The organism is Dellaglioa sp. CoH-57-MRSF-21, from assembly GCF_056781915.1.
Genome location: NZ_JBXAXU010000040.1, coordinates 309 through 572, shown reverse-complemented (window position 1 = coordinate 572; position 264 = coordinate 309). Strand labels below are relative to the sequence as shown.

At 54.9% G+C, this 264-nt stretch carries 1 protein-coding gene; it reads left to right on the top strand.

The features are described from left to right. On the top strand, positions 1-199 hold a 199-nt coding region (locus AC1RPQ_RS07800; RefSeq protein WP_481762232.1), incomplete at its 5' end, for a hypothetical protein. Between the last annotated feature and the right edge of the window lie 65 nt (positions 200-264).

The window sequence follows — 264 nt, the reverse complement described above, 5'->3', positions numbered from 1 at the left end:
TTGGCAGGCCATGAACGTATATGAGGCTGGGGACGCGACAGCAACCGGATTGACAGGCGGGGTTGGCAGTGGACTAATTGTTTCGCAGTCTGGGCACCTGCTGCTAACGGCCAGTTCACACCAGCCACAACAAATGGTGGCTTTTTGCACCTATTCGTTACTGGGGCATCGGGCGGAAACCGCCAATGGGGTATCCTAAACTCCGTTGCTAACAATTCGGCCTTTGTAAGCGGGTCCCTGTCTGCGACCGCTAATCTGTACCAT